Consider the following 18501-nt stretch of genomic DNA (forward strand, 5'->3'; position numbering starts at 1 on the left):
ACTTTCCGGGATCTAGTCCAGCCCGTGCCGCAGGCTGGCGGCGGCGGCGAACGGGCCGATCACCAGGCTCGCCAGCGACAGCGCGCAGAGAATCGAGAACGGCGTGCCGAACGGCACCGGTCCGACGATGGCGGCCTGCGACGCCGCGACGCCGAAGATCAGCACCGGGATCGACAGCGGCAGCACCAGCACCGCCAGCAGCAGCCCGCCGCGGCGCAGCGTCACCGCCAGCGCGGCGCCGATCATGCCGGTGAAGGTCAGGGCCGGGGTTCCGGCGAGCAGCGTCGCCATCACCGCCAGCGAGGCCATGCCGTCGAGGTTGAGCAGCAGCCCCAGCACCGGGGTCGCGACGATCAGCGGCAGGCCGGCGGCGAGCCAATGCGCGAAGGCCTTGGCGGCGCAGGTCAGTTCCAGCGGTGTGCGGCTCATCACGATCAGATCGAGCGAGCCGTCCTCGGCGTCGGCGGTGAACAGCCGGTCCAGCGTCAGCAGGCTCGCCAGCAGCGCGCCGAGCCACAGGATCGCGGGGCCGAGCCGCTGCAGCAGCTTCAGGTCGGGACCGACCGCGAACGGCATCAGCACCACGACGGTGAGGAAGAACAGCACCCCGACCAGCGCGCCGCCGCCGACCCGCAGCGCGATCCGGATGTCGCGGCGGATGATCGCTCCAAGCGCGGTCATGGGCGGGCTCCTGTGGCTCGCATCACCAACGCGATCAATCCAAGCCCGCTCATGCCGCCGCTCCGATCCGCATCTCGCGCGCGGCGATGCCGAGCGGGCTGTGGGTGGCGGCGATGATCAGTCCGCCGCCGGCGAGGTGATCGCTCATCAGCCGACCGAACATCTCCTGGCCCCTGACGTCGAGCGCCGAGGTCGGCTCGTCGAGCAGCCAGATCGGCCGCCGCACCACCAGAAGCCGCGCGATCGACAGCCGCCGGCGCTGGCCCGCGGACAGATAGGCGGCCGGTAGCTCCGCGGCGTGGGCGAGACCGACGGCTTCGACGGCGGCCGGCAGATCGGTCGGTTCGCCGCCGAGGAACTCGCGCCAGAACGCCAGATTTTCAGTGACGCTGAGCGATGGCTTCAGCGCGTCGCGATGGCCGAGATAATGCGCCTGTTCGGCGACCGGCGTGTCCGGCTCGCCGCCGTCGAAGGTGATGGTACCAGCGGCGGGCGCCAACAGGCCGGCGATCAGCCGCAGCAGTGACGTCTTGCCGGCGCCGTTATGGCCGACCAGCGCCAAGGCCTCGCCGCCCGCGGCCTCGACATCGAGCCCGTCGAACACCTCGCGGCCGCCTCGTACACATCTTAGCCCGCGTCCCGAAAGCCGCATTCGTCGTGCCTGTTCCGCGCCCGGAATTCGGGATCGCCTTGCTCACAATCGACGCTGACGCTAGTCGTTGTCGAACTGGCGGCGCATCTGGAAAGGTTCTATAAGCCGGAACTTGATGCAGTACACCATCGGCGCCTGCAAGCCAGTCGGCTCGCCCCTTTGGGTGCCCGCATGACGCCCGCCCCATTGAACCGATAAATCTGGGACCCGCCTTACATGACCTCGCTCGACAGCTTCAAATGCCGGAAGATCCTCAAGGTCGGCAGCAAGTCTTACGTCTATTACAGCCTGCCGACCGCCGAGAAGAACGGCCTGAAGGGCATCTCCCGGCTGCCCTATTCGATGAAGGTGCTGCTGGAGAATCTGCTGCGCAACGAGGACGACCGCACCGTCAAGAAAGCGGACATCCAGGCGGTGGCCAAATGGATGCGCAAGAAGGCGCTGGAACACGAGATCGCGTTCCGCCCGGCGCGCGTGCTGATGCAGGACTTCACCGGCGTGCCCGCGGTGGTCGATCTGGCCGCGATGCGCAACGCGATGCAGGCGCTCGGCGGCGACGCCGAAAAGATCAACCCGCTGGTGCCGGTCGATCTCGTCATCGACCACTCGGTGATCGTCAACTTCTTCGGTGACAACAAGGCGTTCGGCAAGAACGTCGCCGAGGAGTACAAGCAGAACCAGGAACGCTACGAGTTCCTGAAGTGGGGCCAGAAAGCGTTCTCGAACTTCGCGGTGGTGCCGCCCGGCACCGGCATCTGCCATCAGGTCAATCTCGAATATCTGGCGCAGACGGTCTGGACCCGTAAGGAGAAAATGACCATCGGCAAGAAGAAGGGCACCTTCGAGGTGGCCTATCCGGATTCGCTGGTCGGCACAGATTCGCACACCACCATGGTCAACGGCCTCGCCGTGCTCGGCTGGGGCGTCGGCGGCATCGAGGCGGAAGCCGCGATGCTCGGCCAGCCGCTGTCGATGCTGCTGCCCGAAGTGGTCGGCTTCAAGCTCAAGGGCGCGCTCAAGGAAGGCGTCACCGCCACCGATCTGGTGCTGACCGTGACGCAGATGCTGCGCAAACAGGGCGTGGTCGGCAAGTTCGTCGAGTTCTTCGGCCCCGGCCTCGATCACCTCTCGGTCGCCGACAAATCGACCATCGCCAACATGGCGCCGGAATACGGCGCGACCTGCGGCTTCTTCCCGGTCGACACCGAGACGCTCGACTATCTGAAGACCTCGGGCCGCGCCTCGGCGCGGGTCGCCCTCGTCGAGAAATACGCCAAGGCGCAGGGCCTGTTCCGCACCGCCAAATCGGCCGACCCGGTGTTCACCGTGACGCTGACGCTCGATCTCGCCAGCGTGGTGCCGTCGCTGGCCGGGCCGAAGCGCCCCGAAGGCCGCGTCGCGCTGCCGACGGTTTCGGAAGGCTTCACCGCGGCGATGGACGCCGAATACAAGAAGGCGCTGGACGGCGCGCGCTACGCGGTCGACGGCCGGAAATTCGATCTCGGCCATGGCGACGTGGTGATCGCCGCGATCACCTCCTGCACCAACACCTCGAATCCGAGCGTGCTGATCGGCGCCGGCCTGCTCGCCCGCAACGCCGCGGCGAAAGGCCTGAAGGCCGCGCCGTGGGTGAAGACCTCGCTGGCGCCGGGCTCGCAGGTGGTGGCGGAGTATCTCGCCAATTCCGGCCTGCAGAAGGACCTCGACAAGGTCGGCTTCAATCTGGTCGGCTTCGGCTGCACCACCTGCATCGGCAATTCCGGCCCGCTGCCGGAGGACATCTCGAAGTCGATCAACGACAACGGCATCGTCGCCGCCGCGGTGCTGTCGGGCAACCGTAACTTCGAGGGCCGCGTCTCGCCGGACGTGCAGGCGAACTACCTCGCCTCGCCGCCGCTGGTGGTCGCCTATGCGCTCGCCGGCACCGTGACCAAGAATCTCGCGGTCGAGCCGATCGGCACCGGCAAGGACGGCAAGCCGGTGTACCTCAAGGACATCTGGCCGACCACCAAGGAGATCAACGCCTTCGTCAAGAAGTACGTCACCGCTGCGATCTTCAAGAAGAAGTACGCCGACGTATTCAAGGGCGACACCAACTGGCGCAAGATCAAGACCGTCGACTCCGAGACCTACAAGTGGAACATGAGCTCCACCTATGTGCAGAATCCGCCTTACTTCGAAGGCATGAAGATGCAGCCGGAGCCGATCGTCGACGTCGTCGACGCCCGCATCCTGGCGGTGTTCGGCGACAAAATCACCACCGACCACATCTCGCCGGCGGGTTCGATCAAGCTGACGTCGCCGGCCGGCAAGTATCTGTCGGAGCATCAGGTGCGTCCGGCCGACTTCAATCAGTACGGCACCCGCCGCGGCAATCATGAAGTCATGATGCGCGGCACCTTTGCCAACATCCGCATCAAGAACCACATGCTGAAGGGCGCCGACGGCAATATTCCGGAAGGCGGACTGACCAAGCATTGGCCCGACGGCGACCAGATGTCGATTTACGACGCCGCGATGAAGTATCAGGCCGAGCAGGTGCCGCTGGTGGTGTTCGCCGGCGCCGAATACGGCAACGGCTCGTCGCGCGACTGGGCGGCGAAGGGCACCCGGCTGCTCGGCGTCCGCGCGGTGATCTGCCAGAGCTTCGAGCGCATCCATCGCTCGAACCTGGTCGGCATGGGCGTGCTGCCGCTGACCTTCGAAGACGGAACGTCGTGGGCCTCGCTCGGCATCAAGGGCGACGAGAAGGTGACGATCCGCGGGCTGCAGGGCGATCTCAAGCCGCGACAGACGCTGACGGCGGAGATCAAAGCCGGCAACGGCAAGGTCAAGCGGGTGCCGCTGCTGTGCCGCATCGATACGCTCGACGAACTCGAATACTACCGCAACGGCGGCATCCTGCACTACGTTCTCAGGAAACTCGCAGCCTAGCGCGGCCTGGAGCTTTTCCGGTTCTGATGGACATCAGAACCGGAACTCTAACTTGATGGTCTGACGCGTTTTCTTCACGCGAAACGGTGTCCGGTTCGCTCGAAAACGCTCTCACCAAAGTAGCAGGATGCCTCACTGCGAAGTGAGTGGCAGGTGAACGGAAGGCGGCCTATGCAAAGGGCCGCCTTTTCGTTTCAAGGCGTCTGGACGGCGGCTGACGCCCGCTTTGTTCCGCTCCCGGCAAAGGTGACGATGATCGGTGTAGTTGGCATTTCGCGATGGTCAGGCGCACTCGGTCTGTGCGCATTGATCGCGATGGTGCGGCCCGCCGCAGCCGAACCGCGCGCGGTGGTCGAGCTGTTCACCTCGCAGGGCTGTTCGTCGTGTCCGCCGGCCGATCAGATCATCGGCGACCTGTCGAAGGATCCGTCGGTGATCGCGCTCAGCCTGCCGATCGATTACTGGGACTATCTCGGCTGGAAGGACACGCTTGCGGATTCGCGCTTCAGCGCGCGCCAGCGAGCCTATTCGCAGATGCGGGGTGATCGCGACGTGTACACGCCGCAGGTCGTCGTCAACGGCTCGGCGCATGTGGTCGGCAGCAATCGGGCCGGCATCGACGACGCGATCAAGAGCACCGACAAGGCCACCGGGGTGATGACGGTGCCGGTGACGATGGCGGTCAACGACAAGGAGATCAAGGTGTCGGTCGCCGCCGGGCGACGGCGAGAGGCGCGGCGAGGTCTGGATCTGCTCGGTGTCGAAGGCGGTGCCGATCGCGATCACCCGCGGCGAGAATCGCGGACGCGAGGTCACTTATCACAACGTCGTCCGCACGCTGCTCAAGGTCGGCGACTGGACCGGTGCGGCCGGCAGTTGGTCGGTGCCGCTGGAAAACATCGCGCGGGACGGCATCGATGCCGCCGCCGTCTATGTGCAGGACGGCAGTCGCGACAGGCCGGGACCGATGCTCGGCGCGGCCTTCACCTCGCTGCACTGATCCCCAAAGCAAAAGGACCAGCTTGCGCTGGTCCTCCGACAAACAAAAAGGACCAACTCGCGTTGGTCCAGTATGGGGATTTGGCTGCTGCGACAGGCCCGATCCCGACCGCCTCGGGGGGCTGGGGGCTGAGGAATCCGAGACCGAAAGGACCGGGCCAACGCAGTGATGATGTTCTCGCAAGTCGAAGGGGCTTTCGATTGGCGAAATTCGGGCGGTAATAAGATTGGTTTAACGAAGGCGTGAGCCGATCGGTGGTTTGGTTCGCCGGTTGGTGTTACGGGCGTTTGCGGCTTTCGGTGCCCTTGCGGTGCAGCGCTGTCGGCGCGATCATGTCGGCGCCATGACAGGAGGCGTCGATGAGCGTGATTTCCGAGGAGGCCGATCCCAGCGATAGCCGCTTGGCGGAGCGCCAGGGCGCCGCTCCGCCGCAGCAGCGTGTGACGTTCAATCGCCTCGAACTCAATCGCATCCTGAATCTCTACGGCCGGATGGTCGCCGACGGCGAGTGGCGCGATTACGCGATCGACTTCCTCAAGGACCACGCCGTGTTCTCGGTGTTCCGCCGCGCCTCCGAAGTCCCGATCTACCGCATCGTCAAGGACCCGCGGCTGGCGCGCAAGCAGGGCGCCTACAGCGTGGTCGCGGCCTCCGGCCAGATCCTGCGCCGCGGCCACGAACTCGACCGCGTGCTGCTGGTGATCGACCGCAAGCTGGCGCTGGTGTGAGCGGGGCAGCCGGCGTGAAGCGTCGCGCCGTAAACGGAGGTCATCGCCCGGCTCGACCGGGCGACCCAGTATTCCAGAGCGTCTGCGATCAATCACCGGCGCACTGGAATACTGGGCCCTCCGCTTTCGCGGAGGGTGACGGCATCACGCATTGCTCGGCCCCGCTTCGAGCTCCGGCACCGTCTCGCCGCCATCGCCCAGCGCGCGCTGCATCATCACGGTGTCGAGCCAGCGCCCGAATTTGAAGCCGACATTGCGGTGGGTGCCGATCATGTCGAAGCCGGTCTTGCGATGCACGCCGACCGATCCGGAATTGGCGGAATCGCCGATCACCGCGATCATCTGACGGAATCCGCGCGCCTCGCATTGCGCGATCAGCTCGCGCATCAGCGCGGTGCCGAGGCCGCGACGGTGGGTCGCCGGATCGAGATAGACCGAATTCTCGACGGTGAAGCGATAGGCCGGCCGCGGCCGGTACGGCCCCGCATAGGCATAGCCGGCGACGCGGCCATCGAGCAGCCCGACCAGATAGGGAAAGCCGCCGCCGGTCAGCGTCTCGAACCGCCGCGTCATCTCGGCAAGGTCCGGCGGCGTCAGCTCGAAGGTTGCGGTGCCGGTGCGGACGGCCTCGTCGTAGATCGCGGTGATCGCGGGGAGGTCGTCGGTCGTGGCGGGGCGGATCAGGAGGTCGGACATGCAATTTGGCCGGAGATAATGCAGGCAGCGGGAGTCTTGGTGTGTGCGTCATACGCAAGCGAGGTTCGCGATTCCACCCCCGCCGTCACCCTCCGCGAAAGCGGAGGGTCCAGTATCGCAGAGAGCCGATGATCTGCAACCGCGCTCCGGAATACTGGGTCGCCCGGTCAAGCCGGGCGATGACGGTCGTGGGTGGAGGCGAACGGCGCCGGCGCAACAAAAAAGCCCCGGCGCGAAGGCCGGGGCTTTCAAGAGCTTCACGGGTGCGAAGCGGTTATTCCTTCTGTCCCAGCAGCTGCAGCAGCAGCGTGAACAGGTTGATGAAGTTCAGGTAGAGCGACAGAGCGCCGGTGATGGCCGCGCGTTCCGCGACCTCGCCGCCTTCCGAGGCGTAACCGTAGATGTAGTCGTTCTTCAGGCGCTGGGTATCCCAGGCGGTGAGGCCCGCGAACACCAGCACGCCGACCACCGAGACGATGAACTGGAGCATCGACGAGGCGACGATCAGGTTGACCACGCTCGCGATCACGACGCCGAACAGGCCCATGATCAGGAACGAGCCCATGCCCGTCATGTCACGCTTGGTGGTGTAGCCGTACAGGCTCAGCGCACCGAACGCGGCCGCGGTGATGAAGAACACCCGGACGATCGAGGTGTGGGTGTAGACCAGGAAGATCGACGACAGCGAGATGCCCATCAGGGCCGCGAAGGCCCAGAACAGCAGCTGCGCGGTCGCCGGCTTCAGCCGGTTGATGCCGAACGAGATGGCGAACACCATCGCCAGCGGCGCGAGGATGAACACCCACTTCAGCGGGCTCGCGAACATCGCGACGCCGAAGGTGGTCAGGTAGGTGTTGCCGATCTTACCGGCGGCGCCGACGTCGTTCGGGGTCACGGCGCCCATATAGACGCCAAGAGCGGCCAGGCCGGTTATGGCCAGGCCGATCGTCATGTAGTTGTAGATGCGCAGCATGTAGGCGCGCAGACCGGCATCGACGGCCGCGCTGTCGACGCGGCCGGCGGCCCGGCCGAAAGGAGATGCGTAGTTGCGGTCCAAGTCCGACATGGTCGAGATCCTGAGTTGGTCCGGCCGACGCGAAGGGTTGCGAAGGCCAGTGCGAATTTATCCCGAACGGTGATGCGCGGTAGAGATTAATGTCCCGTGATTAAGTCCGGTCATTAAAGTCCGGTCAATCCGCGCGCCGTCCGACCCATGCTGGTATGTGGTAAACTAACACAATCGGGGCAAGGGTTTATGCGCGGCCGAATGTCGCTCCGCAGCATCAGGGTTAAATCAGTCCACCCCGACTTTGGTCGAAACCCCAGGTTCCCCGTTGCGCTCGGGCGCGGTAGGGAGGTCCGCCGTGCAGCCTCGCGTCCCGCCAGCACCGCCTGCTTACCTACAGATTCCGCAGAACGGAAGCCGGTTTCTGGTTTAGCGCCAACAGGGTTCCCACCAGGCCGAGGCCGACGGTGACCACCAGGGCCGCGACGACCACGCCGGCGGCTGAGCCCGCCTGCCAGGCGAAGCTCAGGGACATCAGCCGTGTGACGATCAGCCACGCCGCGGCCGAGCCGGCGATGACGCCGAATACCGCCGTGGCGAGCCCGATCATCATGTATTCGAGCGCGAAGGCGCCGATCAGCCGGCCCCGCGTGGCGCCGAGCGTCTTCAGGATCACCGCGTCGTAGACGCGATGGCGGTGACCCGCGGCGAGCGCGCCGCCGAGCACCAGGATCGCCGAGATCAGCGTCACCGAACTCGCGCCGCGCACCGCCAGCGCCAGATTGCTGACGACCCCGCCGACGGTCTCCAGCGCCTCGCGGACCCGGACGCTGGTGACCATCGGGAATTTGTCCGCCACCTGCTTGATCAGAGCGGCGTCGCTCTCCGGCGTGCTGCCGGTCTCGGTCAGGGTGGCGATATGCGTATGCGGCGCGCCACGGAACGTATTCGGCGAGAACACCAGTACGAAATTGATCCCGAGGCTCTGCCAGTCGACGCTGCGCAGATTGCTGATCGTCGCCGTGATCTCGCGGCCGAGCACGTTGACGGTGACGCTGTCGCCGATCTTCAGTCCGAGCCCGTCCGCCAGCTTCTTCTCGAACGACACCAGCGGCTTGCCGTCATAATCCTTGGGCCACCAATGGCCTTCGACGACCTTGGAGCCGGCCGGCATCTCGGCCGCATAGGTCAGGCCGCGGTCGCTCTGCAGCACCCATTCGGCGTCTTGCCCCGGCTTGAGATCCTCGGCGCGAACGCCGCGCGCGGCGACGATCCGGCCGCGCAGCATCGGCACGTCCTCCAGCGTCGCTTTCGGCGCGATCTGGGTCAGGAAGCCGCTGAACTGTTCGGTCTCGCTCGACGGGATGTCGATGAAGAAGAAGGTCGGCGCCCTCTCGGGCAGCGCGGCGAGAAATTGCCGCCGCAGATTGCCGTCGATCTGCGAGATCGTCACCAGCACGGCGAGGCCCAGGCCCAGCGACAGCACCACCGACGGCGTCAGCGCGCCGGGGCGATGGATGTTGGCGATCGCCAGCCGCAGCATGGTGATGCGCGAACGCGGCAACCAGCGGGCGATCGCCATCAGCCCCGCGGCGACGCCGCGCAACAGCGCGAAGACGACGACCGCGGCAACCACGAAGGCGATCGCGACGCGCTTGTCGTAAGCAAGGCCGATCACCACCGCGAGCAGCAGCGCGATCACCACGCCGATCCAGACGATGTGCCGGAATTTCGGCCGGTGCGCGTCCGCCGTGGCGGCCTCGCGGAACAGCGTCGCCACCGGCACGTCGCGCACCTGCGCCAGCGGCCACAGCCCGAAGGCGAGCGCGGTCAAAAGGCCGTAGACCAGCGACAGCGCCAGTTCCTCGGGATGCAGCGCCGCCACCACCGGCAGCGGCAGCAGCTTGCCGAACAATCCGGTGATGACGAAGGGCAGCGCGGCGCCGAGCGCGAGCCCGATCAGCGAGCCGATCGTCGCCAGCACCAGCACCTGGGTGAGATAGATCGCGAACACGTCGCGGCCGGTGGCGCCGAGCGCCTTGAACGCCGCGATCACGTCGCGGCGGCGGTCGATGTGGCTCTTCACCGCATTGGCGACGCCGACGCCGCCGACCAGCAGCGCGGCGAGGCCGACCAGCGTCAGGAATTGGGTGAAGCGGGTGATGGTGCGCTCGAGCTGCGGCGAGGCGTTGCCGCGGCTGCGGATTTCCCAGCCGGCCTGCGGCAGCGCCGCGCGGGTCGCATCGGCGAAAGCCTGCGCGGCCTTGTCGTCGGCGCGGTTGTCCGGCAGCCGGACGCGATAGATCCAGCGCACCAGGCTGCCGGGCTGCAGCAATTGGGTGGCGCGCAGCGCCGCGTCGCTGATCAGGAAACGCGGGCCGAAGCCGACATTGCCGGCGAGCTTGTCCGGCTCGGAGGCGACGACGCTGCGGATTTGAAACGCGGCGCTGCCGACCGTGACGCGGTCGCCGATCTTGAGATCGAGCCGGGCCAGCAAGGCGGCGTCGGCGGCGGCGCCGAATGCGCCGTCACGCTCCGCCAGCACCTCGGCGGTCGGCAGTTGCGGCGCGAGCTTCAGTTCGCCGAGCATCGGATAGAGGTTGTCGACCGCCTTGATCTCGACCAGCGCCGATTGGCCCGCAGCGGTGCGCGCCATGCCGCGCAACGTCGCCGCGACCGAGACCGGGCCGCGCTCGCGCAGATAGCCGAGCTCTTCGGCGGTGGCCTCGCGCTGAATCAGCGAGAACGCGACGTCGCCGCCGAGCAGCGTGCGGCCTTCGCGGGCGAGGCCGTCGCCCAGACTGGCGGCGACCGAGCCGACGCCGGCGATCGCCATCACGCCGAGCGCGATGCAGGCGATGAAGACATAGAAGCCGTTGAGGCCGCCGCGCATCTCGCGCAGCGCATAGCGCAACGGCAGCGACAGGCCGCGCGATCTCGGCGCGGACGTGGATGGGGACTTGGCGAGGGGATCGGCGGCCAGCGTCATGGCTCAGGCCGATCGCGCTTGGGCGTTGCCCGGCTGGGTGGTGTCGATCCGCCCGGAGCGCAGCCGGACGACGCGGTCGCAGCGCTGCGCCAGCGCGGTGTCGTGGGTCACCAGCACCAGCGTCATGCCGCGTTCGGCGTGTTTGGTGAACAGCAGGTCGACGATCTGCCGGCCGGTCGCCTCGTCGAGATTGCCGGTCGGCTCGTCCGCGACCAGGATCGCCGGATCGGGCGCCAGCGCCCGCGCCAATGCGACGCGCTGCTGTTCGCCGCCGGAGAGCTGCGAAGGATAATGATGCAGCCGTTCGCCGAGGCCGACCGACGCGAGTTCGCGCGCGGCGCGGGCGTCGGCGTCGGGGGCGCCCGCGAGTTCGAGCGGAACCGCGACGTTCTCCAGCGCGGTCATGGTCGGGATCAGGTGGAACGACTGGAACACGATGCCGACTTCGCGGCCGCGGAAGCGCGCCAATGCGTCCTCGCTGAGGCCATTGAAAGCGGTGCCGCTGACCACCACCTCACCGCTGTCGGGCCGCTCCAGCCCGGCCATCACCATCAGCAGGGTGGATTTGCCCGATCCCGATGGGCCGATCAGGCCGATCGCCTCGCCGGGTGCGACGCGGAGGCTGATATCCTTGAGGATGTGCACCCGCGCGGCGCCACTGCCCAGCGACAGATTGACGTTCGAAATGGAGATGGTGTCCGGCTCATCGCCGGGCCGTGATGAGGGTTCGATGAAACTGTCCATGGTTGGTGCATATGGCAATTGTTTCGGTGCGGTCGAGAGGGCGGGGCGCACGATTGCGTGGGCGATGGTTATTGCGGCGTTGGCGATGACGGCGATGCCGATCCAGCGCGCCGCGGCGCAGGCGGCTGCGAAGCCGCTGAAGGTCGTGGTGCTGGGAGATTCGCTGTCGGCTGGTTATGGATTACCCGCCGAGGCCGCGTTTCCGGCGAAGCTGCAGAAAGCCCTGCAGGCCAAGGGGATCGCGACCGACATGATCAATGCAGGGGTGTCGGGCGACACCGCGAGCGGTGGGCTGCAGCGGCTCGACTGGTCGGTGCCGCCGGACGCCGATGCGGTGATCGTCGAACTCGGCGCCAATGATGCGCTGCGCGGCACCGACCCCAAGGTCCCCCAACAGGCGCTGGACGAGATCGTCAAGCGCCTGAAGGCGCGCAACATCGCGGTGCTGTTGTGCGGGATGCTGGCGCCGCCGAATTACGGGCCGGACTACGCCAAGCAGTTCAACGCGATTTATCCCGATCTCGCCGGCAAACACGGCGTGCCGCTGTATCGGTTTTTCCTCGATGGCGTCGCCGCAGTCGCGAACCTCAATCAGCCCGACGGCATTCATCCGACCGCCGCCGGCATCGACGTCGTGGTCGCGAACATTCTGCCCACGGTCGAGGCATTTCTGCGATCGGTCGCTGCGCAGAAGGGCTGAAAAACCCGGCAATTTCCCCTAAGGGGCGGATTGCCCTCAACTTTTTAGCGGCCTCGGAGTTGTCGCTGTAGCGCTGTTACATAAACGCGCTACAGAATTGGTGCGTTGATTCGCCGGACGGTTTGCGGAAAGCAAAGTCCCGGACGTCAGGGATGGCTGCCGCAATCGGGCCTCAGTTGGGGGAGTTCCGATGCCGCGTTTGTTCACTGGACTGGAAATCCCCGCCGAGGTCACCAGCACCCTGTCCAATCTGCGCGGTGGGCTGCCGGGCGCTCGCTGGGTCGAGCCGGAAAACTACCACCTCACGCTGCGCTTCATCGGCGATATCGACGGCGTCACCGCCAACGAGATCGCCTCGACGCTGTTCCGGATCAACCGCAAACCGTTCGAGGTCGCGCTGCAGGGGCTGTCGAGCTTCGGCGGCCGCAAGCCGCGCGCGGTGGTGGCGTCCGTGGTGCCGTCGAAGCCGCTGATCGAATTGCAGGCCGAACTGGAGCGCCTGCTGCAGCGGGTCGGGCTCGATCCAGAGGGCCGCAAATTCACCCCGCATGTGACGCTGGCCCGGCTGCGCGACGTATCCTGCCAGGACGTCGCGGATTATCTGTCGATCCGCGGTTATTTCCCCACCAAGGTGTTCAAGGCCGAGCGCTTCGTGCTGTTCTCGTCGCGCGCCTCCACCGGCGGCGGGCCGTATGTGGTCGAGGCACCCTACGAGCTCACCCCCTGAGCGCCGCCCCGTCCGAACTGCATAGCCCTCAGGACTAATCCCGGCTTGCATTTTGTCGCAGGCTGGGGCGGTAAGGGCGTCCATGTCCTCGCCGCTCTCGTTCCGTCAGCAATATCAGTCCCTGGTCGCCTCCGGCGCGATCGAAGCCGACCCCGCGCAGGCCCGCGCGGTCGAAGCCTTCGCCGCGCTCGACGACACGCTCGCAAATTACAAGCCACCGAAAAAGCAGAGCTTTCTCGGGCGGCTGTTCGGTGGCGGCGACGCCGAGCCACCGCCGCGCGGGCTCTATGTCCATGGCGAGGTCGGCCGCGGCAAGACCATGCTGATGGACCTGTTCTTCGATGCGAGCCCGGTGGCGCACAAGCGCCGCTCGCATTTCCATGAATTCATGGCGGAGGCGCACGAGCGCATCAACGCGTTCCGGCAGAACATCAAGCGCGGCGAAATTCCCGACGGCGACGTGATCGGGCTGACGGCGGCGTCGATTTTCGAGGAAGCGTGGCTGCTGTGCTTCGACGAATTCCACGTCACCGATATCGCCGACGCGATGATCCTGTCGCGGCTGTTCGGCAAGCTGTTCGAGCTCGGCACCGTGGTGGTGGCGACCTCCAACGTCGCCCCCGACGATCTCTACAAAGGCGGCCTCAACCGGTCGCTGTTCGTGCCGTTCATCGGCCAGGTCAAGCAGCATATGGCGGTGCTGCGGCTTGACGCCCGCACCGATTATCGGCTGGAGAAATTCGCCGGGATGAAGGTCTGGCTGGCGCCGGACGATGCCGAAGCGACCGCCGCGCTCGACCGCGCCTGGGGCCGGATCACCGGCGGCGCCGTGGGCTCGCCGCGCGACATCGCGATCAAGGGCCGGCATCTGCACATCCCGAGGGCCGACCACCACGTCGCGCGGTTCGATTTCGCCGATCTTTGCGAGAAGCCGCTCGGCGCTTCCGATTATCTGCGGCTCGCGCACGAATACCACACCCTGATGATCGACCATGTGCCGGTGATGGACTACGCCGACCGCAACGCCGCCAAGCGCTTCATCGCGCTGATCGATACGTTGTACGACAACGCGGTGAAGCTGATGGCCTCGGCCGAGGCCGAACCGGCCGGTCTGTACCGCGCCAGCGACGGCTACGAGGCGATGGAGTTCAACCGGACGGTGTCGCGGCTGATCGAGATGGGCTCGGAATCATATCTGGCGCTGCCCCACGGCCGCAGCGACTCGAGCGCCTCCGGCTCCACCACCGGGCTGGTGGAGACCTGAGGAGTGGTCAGAGGCCCCTCTGGCCAACAATTGGGCGCTGCCCGACTTGAACGCTTCCGGCGAAAAGGATAACCACCGAAGCGGATTTTCCACCCCTCCCCACCTTCGGGCTCAAAGGACTATCTTCCCATGGCGCGCGACAAGATTGCTTTGATTGGCTCCGGCCAGATCGGCGGAACGCTGGCACACATGATCGGGCTGAAGGAGCTCGGCGACGTGGTGCTGTTCGATATTGCCGAGGGCGTGCCGCAGGGGAAGGCGCTCGACATCGCGGAATCCTCGCCGGTCGACGGCTTCGACGCCAAGTTCACCGGCGCCAATTCCTATGAGGCGATCGAGGGCGCCAGCGTCGTGATCGTCACCGCGGGCGTGCCGCGCAAGCCCGGCATGAGCCGCGACGACCTCCTCAGCATCAATCTGAAGGTGATGGAGCAGGTCGGCGCCGGCATCAAGAAATACGCTCCCGACGCGTTCGTCATCTGCATCACCAACCCGCTCGACGCGATGGTCTGGGCGCTGCAGAAGGCCTCCGGGATGCCGGCGAAGAAGGTGGTCGGCATGGCCGGCGTGCTGGATTCGGCCCGTTTCCGTTACTTCCTCGCCGACGAGTTCAACGTTTCGGTCGAAGACGTCACCGCCTTCGTGCTCGGCGGCCATGGCGACACCATGGTGCCGCTGGTGAAATATTCGACGGTGGCCGGCATTCCGCTGCCCGATCTGGTCAAGATCGGCTGGACCTCGCAGGCCCGGCTCGACGAAATCGTCGACCGCACCCGCAATGGCGGCGCCGAGATCGTCAACCTGCTGAAGACCGGCTCGGCGTTCTATGCGCCGGCGGCGTCGGCGGTCGCGATGGCCGAGAGCTATCTGCGCGACAAGAAGCGGGTGCTGCCGGTCGCGGCCTATCTCAACGGCGAATATGGCATTAAGGACACCTATGTGGGCGTGCCGGTGGTGATCGGCGCGAAGGGCGTCGAGCGCATCGTCGAGATCGAGCTGGCCGGCAAGGACCGCGAAGCCTTCGACAAGTCGGTCGGCGCGGTGCAGGGTCTGATCGACGCCTGCAAGAAGATCGCGCCCGATCTGCTCGGACGCTGAATTGAAGACGAGCCGTGTGCGCCGCCGCTCGTCAATGAGCGGCGCGCCACGGCCCAACCGGCTGGACGCGATCTGGCGAGGGGCATGAGATGAATATCCACGAATACCAAGCCAAAGCGGTGTTGCGCGAGTTCGGCGTACCGGTGTCGCACGGCTATCCGATCTTCAAGGCATCCGAAGCGGAGGCTGCCGCCAAGCAGCTCGGCGGTCCGGTCTGGGTGGTGAAAAGCCAGATCCATGCCGGCGGCCGCGGCAAGGGCAAGTTCAAGGAAGCCTCCGCCGGCGACAAGGGCGGCGTGCGGCTCGCCAAGTCGGTCGACGAGGTCAAGGACTACGCCCAGCAGATGCTGCATGCCACGCTGGTGACGGTGCAGACCGGCCCGGCCGGCAAGCAGGTCAATCGGCTGTATGTCGAAGAAGGCTCCGAGATCGACAAGGAGTTCTATCTGTCGCTGCTGGTCGACCGCGCCACCTCCCGGATTTCCTTCGTGGTCTCGACCGAAGGCGGCATGTCGATCGAGGACGTCGCCCACGACACCCCTGAGAAGATCGTGTCGTTCACGGTCGATCCGGCCACCGGCATCATGGCGCATCACGGCCGCGCCGTCGCCAACACGCTGGAGCTGAAGGGCGAGCAGGCCAAGCAGGCCGAAAGCCTGGTGACCAAGCTGTACACGGCCTTTTTGGCCAAGGACATGGAGATGCTCGAGATCAACCCGCTGGTGCTGACCAAGCAGGGCGACCTCAAGTGCCTCGACGCCAAAATGTCTTTCGATGGCAATGCGCTTTACCGCCACGCCGACATCCAGGCGCTGCGCGACGAGACCGAGGAGGACGCCAAGGAAATCGAGGCGTCGAAATACGACCTCAATTACGTCACCCTCGACGGCACCATCGGCTGCATGGTCAACGGCGCCGGCCTCGCGATGGCGACGATGGACATCATCAAGCTCTACGGCATGACGCCCGCCAACTTCCTCGACGTCGGCGGCGGCGCCAGCAAGGAGAAGGTGACCGCGGCGTTCAAGATCATCACCGCCGATCCGAACGTGAAGGGCATCCTGATCAACATCTTCGGCGGCATCATGAAGTGCGACATCATCGCCGAGGGCGTCGTCGCCGCGGTGAAGGAAGTCGGCCTCGACGTGCCGCTGGTGGTCCGCCTCGAAGGCACCAACGTCGAAGCCGGCAAGAAGATCATCAAGCACTCCGGCCTCAACGTGCTGCCCGCCGACAATCTCGACGACGCAGCGCAGAAAATTGTCAACGCAGTCAAGCAGGTAGCTTGATTGACGTGTCTCTCGCCTCCACATATCCTGTGTAACTGTGGAGGCGACGCATGCCTAAAAACATCACACTGGCGATCGATGAAGCTGTTTTGGACCGCGTTCGGGTCATTGCAGCCGAACGAAAGACGACCGTGAACGGACTGGTGCGGAATTATCTCGAAAACCTGTCGGGCGCAGACGATAAACGTGCGCGCTTGGCAAAACGGATCGACGAGTTGCGCGCCAAATCGACGCTGGAAGTCGGTCCGGTGACGTGGACACGCAACGATCTCTATGAGCGCTGAAGCAATGCTCGACGCCAACGTGCTGGTCTACGCAGCCTCTACGGCCGCCGCCGAGGCCGCCAAGGCGCGTACCGCGACGCAGCTTCTCAAGACGGGTAACGTCGGCATTTCGGGGCAGGTGATGCAGGAATTTTACGTCACCGTTACCCGAAAGAGCCCGACGCCGTTATCGGTCGACGATGCCCTCGATTGGCTCGACGTGTTCAATGAATTGCCGTGCATCCCGGTGGATGCCGCCCTTGTCAGATCCGGCGCCGAAATCGCCCAACGCTATCAGATCTCCTACTGGGATGGCGCCGTGCTCGCCGCAGCCCATCGTCTCAACGCCACCGTCCTCTACTCCGAAGACCTCAGCCACGATCAGACCTACGGTTCGGTCCGCGTCGTGAATCCCTTCCGCGCCAATTAAGTCGAGCTTTTCATGTCCATCCTGATCGACGCCAACACCAAAGTCATTTGCCAGGGCTTCACCGGCAAGAACGGCACCTTCCATTCCGAGGCCGCGGTGGCGTACGGCACCAAGATGGTCGGCGGCACCTCGCCGGGTAAAGGCGGCACCACCCATCTGGGCCTGCCGGTGTTCGACACCGTGCGCGAGGCGCGTGACAAGACCGGCGCCGACGCCTCGGTGATCTATGTGCCGCCGCCGGGCGCGGCGGATGCGATCTGCGAGGCGATCGACGCCGAGATCCCGCTGATCGTCTGCATCACCGAGGGCATTCCGGTGCTCGACATGGTGCGGGTGAAGCGCTCGCTGGTCGGCTCGAAGTCGCGGCTGATCGGGCCGAACTGCCCGGGCGTAATGACCGCCGGCGAATGCAAGATCGGCATCATGCCGGCCAACATCTTCAAGCAGGGCTCGGTCGGCATCGTGTCGCGCTCCGGCACGCTGACTTATGAAGCCGTGTTCCAGACCACCAGCGAGGGCCTCGGCCAGACCACCGCGGTCGGAATCGGCGGCGATCCGGTCAAGGGAACCGAATTCATCGACGTGCTGGAAATGTTCCTGGCCGACGACAAGACCACCTCGATCATCATGATCGGCGAGATCGGCGGTTCGGCCGAAGAAGAAGCCGCGCAGTTCCTGATCGACGAGGCCAAGCGCGGCCGCAAGAAGCCGATGGTCGGCTTCATCGCCGGCGTCACCGCCCCTCCCGGCCGCCGCATGGGTCATGCGGGCGCGATCATTTCCGGCGGCAAGGGCGATGCGGCGTCGAAAACCTCCGCGATGGAAGCCGCCGGCATCACCGTGTCGCCGTCCCCGGCGCGACTCGGCAAGACGCTGGTCGAGGTCTTGAAGGGCTGAGTCGAGTCTTCGCCGACTGAATGCGGATCGGTAAGGCTGAGCCCTGCCGATCCTTTGGTCAGGCAATCGTGGACGCCGCCTGACGCGGCTGCACCGCTGGCGATGAAATCGAACAATCGACCCGGATCGCCGCCGATCGTTGGCGTCGAGTCCGATACGCACAAGCCCGAGCAAGCGCGGTCACCCGCGCACTTGCGGGGGGCTTGTGGCCGACGCGGCAAAATAGCGCGCCAAACCATCGACTGGCGATCAATCCGGCAGTGGGTGCTGACCTAAAGCTTTTCCGGTTCTGATAGAGTCAGAACCGGAGCTCTGACTTTTTCTTCTGACGCGTTTTCTTCACGCGAACCGGTCTCCACTTCGCTCGAAAACGCTCTAAGCCAAGCTCTCATGCGAGATTTCG

16 protein-coding genes and 1 pseudogene are annotated in these 18501 nt (G+C 65.7%); 11 read left to right on the forward strand and 6 right to left on the reverse strand.

Features of this window, described 5'->3' with window-relative positions; all coding sequences use genetic code 11:
- Positions 1-12 precede the first annotated feature (12 nt).
- The gene (ccmB, locus tag BMY71_RS19120; RefSeq protein ID WP_092685789.1) at positions 13-681 is read right to left on the reverse strand and encodes a heme exporter protein CcmB; all 669 of its coding nucleotides are present in this window, start codon (positions 679-681) and stop codon (positions 13-15) included.
- Between the two features lie 49 nt (positions 682-730).
- A complete protein-coding gene (gene ccmA, locus BMY71_RS19125; RefSeq protein WP_092685790.1) occupies positions 731-1333 on the reverse strand; it encodes a heme ABC exporter ATP-binding protein CcmA in 603 nt (200 codons plus the stop codon).
- Between the two features lie 216 nt (positions 1334-1549).
- Here ccmA and acnA point away from each other — a divergent pair, with 216 nt between their 5' ends.
- The 3 genes and pseudogenes from acnA to BMY71_RS19140 all read left to right on the forward strand — a co-directional run bounded on the left by acnA (position 1550) and on the right by BMY71_RS19140 (position 5995).
- Positions 1550-4267: an aconitate hydratase AcnA gene (acnA, locus tag BMY71_RS19130; RefSeq protein ID WP_092685791.1), complete on the forward strand. Its 2718-nt coding sequence runs from the start codon at positions 1550-1552 to the stop codon at positions 4265-4267.
- A 252-nt stretch (positions 4268-4519) separates the two neighbouring features.
- Positions 4520-5267: pseudogene (locus BMY71_RS19135) on the forward strand (DUF1223 domain-containing protein).
- A gap of 359 nt (positions 5268-5626) precedes the next feature.
- On the forward strand, positions 5627-5995 hold the full coding sequence (locus BMY71_RS19140; RefSeq protein ID WP_011500952.1) for a DUF2794 domain-containing protein: 369 nt from the start codon (positions 5627-5629) through the stop codon (positions 5993-5995).
- A gap of 144 nt (positions 5996-6139) precedes the next feature.
- Here BMY71_RS19140 and BMY71_RS19145 read toward each other — a convergent pair whose 3' ends face one another.
- From BMY71_RS19145 to BMY71_RS19160, 4 genes are all read right to left on the reverse strand, one after another.
- Positions 6140-6691, reverse strand: coding sequence for a GNAT family N-acetyltransferase (locus BMY71_RS19145; RefSeq protein WP_092685792.1), 552 nt, complete (start codon positions 6689-6691; stop codon positions 6140-6142).
- Between the two features lie 274 nt (positions 6692-6965).
- A complete protein-coding gene (locus BMY71_RS19150; protein WP_092685793.1) occupies positions 6966-7757 on the reverse strand; it encodes a Bax inhibitor-1/YccA family protein in 792 nt (263 codons plus the stop codon).
- Positions 7758-8091: 334 nt separating this feature from the next.
- Positions 8092-10686, reverse strand: a complete 2595-nt coding sequence (locus BMY71_RS19155; RefSeq protein WP_092685794.1) for an ABC transporter permease — start codon at positions 10684-10686, stop codon at positions 8092-8094.
- Between the two features lie 3 nt (positions 10687-10689).
- Positions 10690-11430: an ABC transporter ATP-binding protein gene (locus BMY71_RS19160; RefSeq protein WP_092685795.1), complete on the reverse strand. Its 741-nt coding sequence runs from the start codon at positions 11428-11430 to the stop codon at positions 10690-10692.
- A gap of 85 nt (positions 11431-11515) precedes the next feature.
- On the opposite strand from BMY71_RS19160, the gene BMY71_RS19165 reads away from it, so the two are divergent.
- The 8 genes from BMY71_RS19165 to sucD all read left to right on the forward strand — a co-directional run bounded on the left by BMY71_RS19165 (position 11516) and on the right by sucD (position 18098).
- A complete protein-coding gene (locus tag BMY71_RS19165; protein ID WP_430715345.1) occupies positions 11516-12130 on the forward strand; it encodes an arylesterase in 615 nt (204 codons plus the stop codon).
- 190 nt (positions 12131-12320) lie between these two features.
- Entirely contained in the window at positions 12321-12857 is a 537-nt protein-coding gene (gene thpR, locus BMY71_RS19170) for an RNA 2',3'-cyclic phosphodiesterase (RefSeq protein ID WP_092685797.1), read from the forward strand.
- An 82-nt stretch (positions 12858-12939) separates the two neighbouring features.
- A complete protein-coding gene (gene zapE, locus BMY71_RS19175) occupies positions 12940-14121 on the forward strand; it encodes a cell division protein ZapE (RefSeq protein WP_092685798.1) in 1182 nt (393 codons plus the stop codon).
- Positions 14122-14250: 129 nt separating this feature from the next.
- Positions 14251-15219 carry a malate dehydrogenase gene (gene mdh / locus BMY71_RS19180; RefSeq protein ID WP_011500960.1) on the forward strand — a complete coding sequence of 323 codons (969 nt, stop codon included), beginning with the start codon at positions 14251-14253 and terminating at the stop codon, positions 15217-15219.
- Positions 15220-15308: 89 nt separating this feature from the next.
- On the forward strand, positions 15309-16508 hold the full coding sequence (gene sucC, locus BMY71_RS19185) for an ADP-forming succinate--CoA ligase subunit beta (protein WP_092685799.1): 1200 nt from the start codon (positions 15309-15311) through the stop codon (positions 16506-16508).
- A 50-nt stretch (positions 16509-16558) separates the two neighbouring features.
- Positions 16559-16792 (forward strand): DUF6364 family protein, encoded by a 234-nt coding sequence (locus BMY71_RS19190; protein WP_139202686.1) that lies wholly within the window; start codon positions 16559-16561, stop codon positions 16790-16792.
- Positions 16782-17201: a PIN domain-containing protein gene (locus BMY71_RS19195; protein ID WP_011500963.1), complete on the forward strand. Its 420-nt coding sequence runs from the start codon at positions 16782-16784 to the stop codon at positions 17199-17201. The genes BMY71_RS19190 and BMY71_RS19195 overlap by 11 nt, the downstream gene beginning before the upstream one ends.
- 12 nt (positions 17202-17213) lie before the next feature.
- A complete protein-coding gene (sucD, locus tag BMY71_RS19200; RefSeq protein ID WP_011500964.1) occupies positions 17214-18098 on the forward strand; it encodes a succinate--CoA ligase subunit alpha in 885 nt (294 codons plus the stop codon).
- Positions 18099-18501 lie beyond the last annotated feature (403 nt).

It is taken from the genome of Rhodopseudomonas pseudopalustris, from assembly GCF_900110435.1.
GTDB classification, from domain to species: Bacteria; Pseudomonadota; Alphaproteobacteria; order Rhizobiales; family Xanthobacteraceae; genus Rhodopseudomonas; species Rhodopseudomonas pseudopalustris.